The 7,546-nt window shown below is 71.8% G+C and carries 9 protein-coding genes; 5 read left to right on the top strand and 4 right to left on the bottom strand.

Annotation, left to right across the window (positions count from 1 at the left end; genetic code table 11):
* Positions 1-2,783: hypothetical protein (locus ABZE72_RS14375; RefSeq protein WP_372729720.1), on the top strand; the 2,783-nt coding region annotated here is incomplete at its 5' end.
* 3 nt (positions 2,784-2,786) lie between these two features.
* On the opposite strand, the gene ABZE72_RS14370 is transcribed toward ABZE72_RS14375, so the two are convergent.
* The 4 genes from ABZE72_RS14370 to miaA form a co-directional block, all read right to left on the bottom strand.
* Positions 2,787-3,563 carry an SDR family NAD(P)-dependent oxidoreductase gene (locus ABZE72_RS14370; RefSeq protein ID WP_372729719.1) on the bottom strand — a complete coding sequence of 259 codons (777 nt, stop codon included), beginning with the start codon at positions 3,561-3,563 and terminating at the stop codon, positions 2,787-2,789.
* 65 nt (positions 3,564-3,628) lie between these two features.
* Complete coding sequence (locus ABZE72_RS14365) at positions 3,629-4,300, bottom strand: class I SAM-dependent methyltransferase (protein ID WP_372729718.1); 672 nt, start codon at positions 4,298-4,300, stop codon at positions 3,629-3,631.
* Positions 4,301-4,326: 26 nt separating this feature from the next.
* Complete coding sequence (gene dapF, locus ABZE72_RS14360; protein WP_372729717.1) at positions 4,327-5,175, bottom strand: diaminopimelate epimerase; 849 nt, start codon at positions 5,173-5,175, stop codon at positions 4,327-4,329.
* Between the two features lie 28 nt (positions 5,176-5,203).
* On the bottom strand, positions 5,204-6,196 hold the full coding sequence (gene miaA, locus ABZE72_RS14355; protein WP_372729716.1) for a tRNA (adenosine(37)-N6)-dimethylallyltransferase MiaA: 993 nt from the start codon (positions 6,194-6,196) through the stop codon (positions 5,204-5,206).
* Between the two features lie 61 nt (positions 6,197-6,257).
* Between miaA and ABZE72_RS14350 the strand changes: the two genes are divergently transcribed.
* The 4 genes from ABZE72_RS14350 to ABZE72_RS14335 are packed head-to-tail and all read left to right on the top strand — an operon-like array spanning position 6,258 to position 7,487.
* The gene (locus tag ABZE72_RS14350; RefSeq protein ID WP_372729715.1) at positions 6,258-6,455 is read left to right on the top strand and encodes an antitoxin; all 198 of its coding nucleotides are present in this window, start codon (positions 6,258-6,260) and stop codon (positions 6,453-6,455) included.
* 13 nt (positions 6,456-6,468) lie between these two features.
* Positions 6,469-6,741, top strand: coding sequence for a hypothetical protein (locus ABZE72_RS14345; protein WP_372729714.1), 273 nt, complete (start codon positions 6,469-6,471; stop codon positions 6,739-6,741).
* A 10-nt stretch (positions 6,742-6,751) separates the two neighbouring features.
* The gene (locus ABZE72_RS14340; protein ID WP_372729713.1) at positions 6,752-7,216 is read left to right on the top strand and encodes an NUDIX domain-containing protein; all 465 of its coding nucleotides are present in this window, start codon (positions 6,752-6,754) and stop codon (positions 7,214-7,216) included.
* A gap of 10 nt (positions 7,217-7,226) precedes the next feature.
* Positions 7,227-7,487, top strand: a complete 261-nt coding sequence (locus ABZE72_RS14335; RefSeq protein WP_372729712.1) for a hypothetical protein — start codon at positions 7,227-7,229, stop codon at positions 7,485-7,487.
* Positions 7,488-7,546 lie beyond the last annotated feature (59 nt).

The following is a 7,546-nucleotide window of genomic DNA, read 5'->3' as shown; positions in this document are numbered from 1 at the left end:
AGTTCGCCGGCACCGGCGCCGCTGCCACCGACTCGATGCGAACGTACGGCGCCGACGCCGTCACCGATGCGCTGATCGGCGACGTCTGGTTCATCCTGTGCTGGAGCCCGCTGCTCGCGCTGATCACCCTGTGGGCCGGCCAGAACTACCGCACCCAGAGCACCCGTCGCCTCGCCGCCCCGCTGGCCGTGACCGCGCTCGGCGCCGGCGCGCTGGACCTCCTCGAGAACGCCAGCCTCCAGCTCGCCGTCGCCGGCTTCGACTTCGTCGGCATCGACCCGCAGCCCCGCGGATGGGAGTTCGGCGCGACGTTCGCCTGGGGCAAGTGGCTCGTCGTACTGCTCGTCGGCGCCTTCGCCCTCGGCGGGATCGTGTCGCTCGCGACGCCGCGACGGATCCGGCGGGTGCTCCGTGCGGCCGACGAGGCCCGCCCACCGGCGGCCTCGCGCACGCTCGACGAGAGCGACTTCGGCCTTGCGTTCTCGGGCGGGGGCATCCGGGCCGCCTCGATCAGCCTCGGCGCCCTGCAGGCCTTGGAGTACGACGAGCCGCTGGGCTGGGACACGGCCGACAATGTCGCCTCGGTCTCCGGTGGCTCCTACATGGCCGGCGCCTGGAGCCTGGCCCGCACCGCCCCCGCCGCCGACCCGAACGCCCCACCGCCGCGCCCCTGGGCCCTCGGCCGGGTCCAGCCCGGCCCCGAGGAGCGGCACCTGCGCGCCAACCTGGGGTACCTGCTCTCCAACACGCCGCGCGGCATCGGTGACGCCGCCACCGAGGAGTCGCGCGACCATCAGCTCGCGGCCAAGGCCAAGCGTCGTCCCAGCGCGATCGCCACGGTCCTGACCGGGATGACGATCAACGCCCTGGTGATGCTGATGATGCTCTGGGCGGTGAGCCAGCCGATGGGCTGGTTCTACCGCTGGTACCTGAGCCTGGGCTGCACCCAGGAGTGGCAGAGCGACGCGACGCTGACCGCCGCGAAGAGCGCCGGTTGCCTGGGCTCGCCGGACCGCCTCGCCCCGCCGATCCTGTTCTGGGCGGTGCTTGGCCTGGCCGTGCTGATGCTCTGGGTGCTGGCCGCCAAGCTCACCGAGACCTCCTCCAACGGGATCCCGCCGGCCTGGCTGCTCGGCCTCAAGTACCTCGGCTACGCCGGCCTGGCGCTCTCCGCGACGCTGCTGTTCACGCTCGGGGTCCTGCCGGTGCTGATCCGGCTGCTGTGGACCCCCGTCGACACCAACGACCTCCTCACCTCCCTGGTGGCCGCCGCCGGCGCGCTCGGCTCGGCCGCCGCCGTCGGGCGCGTGCTGCGCAAGCCGCTGGCCCGGTTCGCGCCCACCATCGGCGGCCTGCTCTTCGCCACCCTGCTGCTCTTCCTCGCCTGCCGCTTCGCCCTCGACGCGATGCGCACCGGGCCGGGCGACGGCGAGTGGATCCCGTGGTCGATCGTGGTGGCCGTGCTGCTGGCGCTGCACGTCGTCGGTGCCACGGAGTTCTGGTCGCTGGCAGCGTTCTACCGGGGCAAGCTGCGAGCGGCGTTCGCGACGTACCGCGACGGCGGCCGGGTGCGCGCCTACGACAACAACAGCAAGCCGTCGCCCGGCAGCCGGATCGAGCCCGACCTGTCCACGCTCGTCAAGCACCGCACCCCCGGCGACCACGGCACGCCGCTGACGGTCTGCGCGGCGGCGACCGTCTCGGGTCGCGACGTCCGCACGCACTACGGCATCCCGGCGCTGAGCATGACGTTCTCCCCCAGCGCTGTGCGTCTCTTCGTACCGATGGAGGAGAACGGGCTGTGGCGCCGCTACGAGTGCACCGCCGAGCAGATGGGTTCGCTGATGCCGACCTGGGGGCCTCGGCTGACCACGATGATGGCCGTCGGCCTCTCCGGTGCGGCGGTCTCGCCGGCGATGGGCCGGTTCAAGGCCGGACCGGTGAGCATGCTGCTGGCCTTCGCCAACGTGCGCCTGGGCATGTGGGTGCCCAACCCGAGGTACGCCGCCGAGCTCGCCCAGCACGGGAAGCGGCTGCCGCGACCGGGGCTGGGCTACCTGCTCAAGGAGTTCCTCGGCTTCCACGACCACAGCGACCTGTTCCTCTACGTCACCGACGGCGGCCACTGGGAGAACACCGCACTGGTCGAGCTGCTGCGCACCAGCCACCACCGCGAGATCGTCTGCATCGATGCCGACTCCGGCCCGGGCAACCTCGCCGGCTCGATCTCCAAGGCGATCGACCTCGCCGCTCTCGAGTGCTCCGCCGAGGTGGCCATCCGGCTCGACGTGCTCCGCTGCGAGGCCGACCCCTCACCGGGGCGCGACTACTCGCCGCGCTCGGTCAACCTGGGCCTGGTCCGGCGCGAGGACGGCAACGAGGAGCGGATCAGCCTGCTCTGGTACGCCAAGCCGGCGCTCACCGAGGACATGCCACCCACCCTGCTGGCCTACCGCGAGGTGGATCCCAGCTTCCCGCGGGTCAACACCGTCAACCAGTTCTTCCACGTCGCCCAGTTCTCGGCGTACCGCGACCTGGGGCGCTTCAACGCGACCCAGATCCTGGCGGCCCGGCGCACGTTGACCGACGCGGTCGCAGCGGCGACCTGCTACGTCGACTACTGCGCCGCCCTGCCCGACGACAGCGACTGGGCGCCGGTCGAACTCGCGGCGCTCATCGACCAGCTCGCCGCCGACCTGCCCACGGCCGAGCAGCCGGCGTACGCCGAGGAGCTCTACGCCGAGGTGCGCGCGACGCTGACCCGGTCCCTGGTCGACGCCTGAGTGCTACTTCGGGGGCATCCGGATCCCGCCGTCGACCCGGATCGTCTCGCCGTTGAGGTAGGGGTTGCGGATGCACTCCAGCACCATCGAGGCGAGCTCCTCGGGCTGGCCGAGACGCTTGGGGAAGAGCACGCTCTCGCCCAGCTTGGCCTTGAACGCCTCGGCGCCCTCGCCCTCGCCGTAGATCGGGGTGTCGATCAGGCCGGGCGCCACCGTGTTCAGCCGGATCCCGGCCGCGGACAGGTCGCGGGCGACCGGCAGGGTCATCCCGACCACGCCGCCCTTCGACGCCGAGTACGCCGCCTGCCCGATCTGCCCGTCGAACGCCGCGACGCTGGCCATGTTGACGATCGCGCCACGCTCGCCGGAGGCGGTGGGCTCGAGCGTGCTCATCGCGGTGGCGGCCAACCGGATCGCGTCGAAGGTGCCGATCAGGTTGATCGCGATCACCTTCGTGAACGCGGCCAGGTCGTGGGCGGAGTCGAACTCCCCGTCGCGGCCGATGGTGCGCTGGGCCCAGCCGATGCCCGCCGAGTTCACCAGCACCCGCAGCGGACCGAGGCCGGAGGCGGCCCGCACCGCCGCCTCGATCTGGTCGGTCCGGGTGACGTCGACCTGGGCGAAGACGCCGCCGATCTCCTGGGCCAGGGCCTCGCCCTTCTCGGCCTGCAGGTCGGCCACGACGACGTGGGCGCCCTGGGCGGCCAGCTGACGGGCCACGGCCTCGCCGATGCCCGAGGCCGCGCCGGTGACGATCGCTGATGCTCCGTTGATGTCCATGGCGGGCATCCTAGGGCGCCGTACCGGGACGCCGCTCCAGCCTCGCGAGGGGGCGCGGCGCGGTCTCAGGCGGCCGGCTTGACCAGCTTGACCTTGTAGTTCTTCGGCATCCCCTTGCGCGGCAGGTAGCGCTCGGTCAGCTCCCGCTTCGCCAGCTTCCGGCTCAGGTGCAGCAGCGTGTAGCGCCAGACCTTCATGTCCGCCGGCAACGCCTTGTAGGCCATCTCGAGCTGATAGGAGAGCGTGCCGAAGTAGCCCTCCAGCCACGAGATGTCCGCGACCGTGAAGCCGGCTCGTCGCGCCATCTTCCGCCAGGCGAACCGCGTGTACCGGAAGTAGTCGTAGGGCTGCACGTGCTCGGGGTAGAAGAGCGGAGCGCTCAGCCACGCCTGCCCACCGGGCTTGAGGATCCGGTGGAACTCCCGCAGCACCGCGACCGGGTTGGGCACGTGCTCGAGGGTCTGCGAGCAGAAGACCAGGTCGTAGGTGTCGTCGGGCACCGGCATCTTCGCGATGTCGCAGACGTAGTCGAGGCCGGGCTCCGCCACGACGTCGGCCGCCTCGTAGCTCACGTGCGCGAAGAGGCTCTTGTAGGGCAGCTTGCCCGCGCCGGCGTCCAGCACCCGGAAGGACGGGTCCTTCCCGACGGCGGCCGCCTCGGCGGCGAAGGCCCGCAGGTGCTCGCGCGAGGCGTTGACCGGCATGCGGCCGAGATGGTCCTTCACCAGGTTGCGCACCCGGGGCAGGCTACCGGGCAGGGACCTCAGAGGTCCGTGACCCCCTGCGCGACGATCACGCCCGGCCCGGTGAGCAGGATCCGGTTCGCGCTCGTCCAGGTGAGGGTGAGCGTGCCGCCCGGCACGTCGACGCGGTAGGCGACGTCCTCGGTGGGCGGCGCGGTGACGCCGTCGCCCAGCGCCGCTGCCACCATCGCCGCGGCAGCCCCGGTGCCGCAGGAGCGGGTCTCGCCCGAGCCCCGCTCGTGGACCCGCATCGCGATGTGCCGCTCACCGCGTCGTACGACGAACTCGACGTTCACACCCTCGGGGTAGATCTCCGGGTCGTACGACGGAGGCTCGAGCAGCGATCCCGCCTCGGCGAGGTCGTCGACCATCGCGACCGCGTGCGGGTTGCCCATGTCGACGTGGCATGCCGGCCAGGACCTCTCGCCCACGCCGACCGTCGACTCGCCCAGCACCTGCGGGCTGCCGAGGTCCGCCGTGATCGCGTCGCCGTCGACCTCCACCAGCTTGAGGCCGGCCCGGGTCGCGATCGGGATCGGTCGGTCGCTCATCGACAGGCCGGAGTCGACCAGGTAGCGAGCGAAGACCCGGATGCCGTTGCCGCACATCTCCGAGAGCGAGCCGTCGCTGTTGCGGTAGTCCATGAACCACTCGGCCTGGTGCGGCTCGGGCAGGATGCCGGCGTCGGGACCTTCGTAGTACCGGGTCCGGATCACCCGGATCACGCCGTCGGCGCCGATGCCGGCGCGCCGGTCGCAGAGTGCGGCCACGCGCGCCGCGGAGAGGGACCGGTGGACGCCGCCGTCGTGGTCGGGCAGCAGGACGAAGTCGTTCTCCGTGCCGTGACCCTTGAGGTAGACGTAGCTCATCGGGGGATGACCGTCGCCGAGTTCGAGTTCACGCGTCCACGCTACCGCCGGGTGCGTCGGTCTCACGCAGGGAACCCGAAGGCGACACGGCCCGCACCGCGGCGAGCGCCCGGTCGACCCGGTCGGGGTCGTCGTACCGCACCCACACGATGCGGGGGTCCTTGCGGAACCACGAGTCCTGGCGACGGGCGAACCGGCGGGTGGCCTGCATGGTCCGCTCCTTGGCCTCGGCCAGGGGCAGTTCGCCGCGCAGGTGGGCGGCGACCTCGCGGTACCCGATGGCGCGTCGCGCGGTCAGCCCCTCGTCGAGACCCTCGGCGAGCAGGCGCTCGACCTCCTGGACGAAGCCCGCCTCGAACATCTCCTCCACCCGGCGCTCGATCCGGGCATCCAGCGTGGGGCGGTCGATATCGACCCCGATCTGCACGGTGTGCGGGTCGGCGTACTCCTGGACGGGCAGGGACGCCGAGTAGGGCCTGCCGGTCAGCTCGATCACCTCGAGCGCCCGGACGGTACGGCGACCGTTCTCCGGCTCGATCTTCCGCGCGGCCGCCGGGTCGATCGCGGCGAGACGGGCGTGCAGGACCAGCGGCCCCACTCGCTCCAGCTCCGCCTCGAACGCCACCCGGACGTCGGCGTCGGTGGCGGGGAACTCGAAACGGTCCAGGATCGAGCGCGCGTAGAGCGCCGACCCGCCGACCAGCACGGGGACCACGCCGCGGCCGCGGAGGTCGGCGATCGTCGTCCGGGCCCACTCCTGGAAGTTGGCCACGGTGGCCGGCTCGCGCACCGAGAGGGTGTCCATCAGATGGTGCGGGATCCCGCGACGCTCGGCGGGCGGGAGCTTGGCCGTCCCGATGTCCATGCCCCGGTAGACCTGCATCGCGTCGGTGTTGACGATCTCGCCGCCCAGCGCCTCGGCCAGGTCGAGGGAGAGGCTGGTCTTGCCCGAGGCCGTCTGGCCGACCACGGCGACGATCGGAGCGACGATCGGAGTCGGGGGCGGGCTCTGCTGGGGCATGTGGTTAGTGTGGCAAGGACGCGACGTCGTACGGCGTCGACCCCGACCCGAGGAGTCAGTCATGGGCATTTTCGACAAGGCCAAGGACGCTGTGGAGGACGCAGCCGACAAGCACGGCGACAAGATCGCCGACGGGATCGACAAGGTCGCCGAGGCGATCGACGACAAGACCGGGGGCAAGCACGCCGACAAGATCGCCGGCGGCGCCGAGAAGGCGAAGGACGCTCTCGGCTCGCTCACCGACAAGCCCAAGCCCTGAGCGGCGGCCGGCGATGACCGAACGCGACCTGGACGCGCCCACGCCGCCGGGCGGGCCGCAGCGCACCGACGCCCCGGACGGGGACCAGGTGCCGGGCACGCCGGCGCCGGACCCGGGCCCCGAGGTGGAGCGGGTCACCAAGCCGGGCGACAGCGCTGGGGTGGCGGCCGGCTCGAGCGACGCGGGCGACTCGGGGACCTCGGGTGAGGGTCCCGGGCAGTCGGACGCGGCGGCCGAGGCTCAGGCGGAGAACGCCGAAACCTCGCTCGACCAGCCCTCGACCTAGGCTCACGCCCATGCTCGATCGCTTCGTCGTCGTCCCGGCGGCCTATGTCTTCCTGCTCCGCGACGGTGCCGCCGGTGTCGAGGTGCTCCTGCAGTTGCGCCGCAACACCGGGTACATGGACGACCACTGGGCCGCCGCGGCCGCCGGTCACGTCGAGAAGGGCGAGACGGCGTACGACGCGGCGCGGCGTGAGACGCTCGAGGAGCTCGACGTCACCGGGCTCGACCTCGAGTTCGTGACCTCGATGCAACGCACCGCCAGCGGTGAGCCGATCGACGAACGGATCGACTTCTTCTTCACCGCACGCACCTGGTCCGGCACGCCGCGGATCGTGGAGCCGCACAAGTGTGCGGAGCTGCGCTGGTGCCCCCTGACCGACCTGCCCACCCCGGTCGTGCCGCACGAGCTGTCGGTTTTGACCGGCCTGCTCGCGGGCACGACCTCGCCGTACTCGACGTTCGGCTTCGACTCCTGAAGGAGAACCCATGCCCACCGACGACGATCTCGGACCCATGCCCGAGCCCCAGGTCGAGCACCGCGAGGCCAACCCCGGCGGGGTGGACGCGATCGACGGCGGCGCCGTCGACGCGGAGGCTCCCGCGATCCCGGACCTCTCGCCCGACTCCAACCCGGCCGTCGACTCCGAACCGCTGGAGATGAAGGAGTCGGAGGACACCTCCACCGAGGCGACCAAGGACGGCGAGACCGAGCGCGACGGCAACGACAGCGACGAGTCCCCCGCCTGAGCCGCTGACCTGCCAGTTGTGGTTGCTCCCAGACCGCTGACCTGCCAGTTGTGGTTGCT

This window comes from Nocardioides sp. (assembly GCF_041600255.1).
GTDB lineage: Bacteria > Actinomycetota > Actinomycetes > Propionibacteriales > Nocardioidaceae > Nocardioides.
This window is presented reverse-complemented; position numbering and strand designations above follow the sequence as displayed.

Coding starts and splice junctions, on each gene's coding strand:
- dapF (WP_372729717.1), bottom strand. CDS start 5,175: ATGAGCTACGTCTACCTCAAGGGTCACGGCACGGAGAACGACTTCGTC.
- miaA (WP_372729716.1), bottom strand. CDS start 6,196: ATGCCCCAGCAGAGCCCGCCCCCGACTCCGATCGTCGCTCCGATCGTC.
- ABZE72_RS14340 (WP_372729713.1), top strand. CDS start 6,752: ATGCTCGATCGCTTCGTCGTCGTCCCGGCGGCCTATGTCTTCCTGCTC.
- ABZE72_RS14335 (WP_372729712.1), top strand. CDS start 7,227: ATGCCCACCGACGACGATCTCGGACCCATGCCCGAGCCCCAGGTCGAG.
- ABZE72_RS14350 (WP_372729715.1), top strand. CDS start 6,258: ATGGGCATTTTCGACAAGGCCAAGGACGCTGTGGAGGACGCAGCCGAC.
- ABZE72_RS14370 (WP_372729719.1), bottom strand. CDS start 3,563: ATGGACATCAACGGAGCATCAGCGATCGTCACCGGCGCGGCCTCGGGC.
- ABZE72_RS14345 (WP_372729714.1), top strand. CDS start 6,469: ATGACCGAACGCGACCTGGACGCGCCCACGCCGCCGGGCGGGCCGCAG.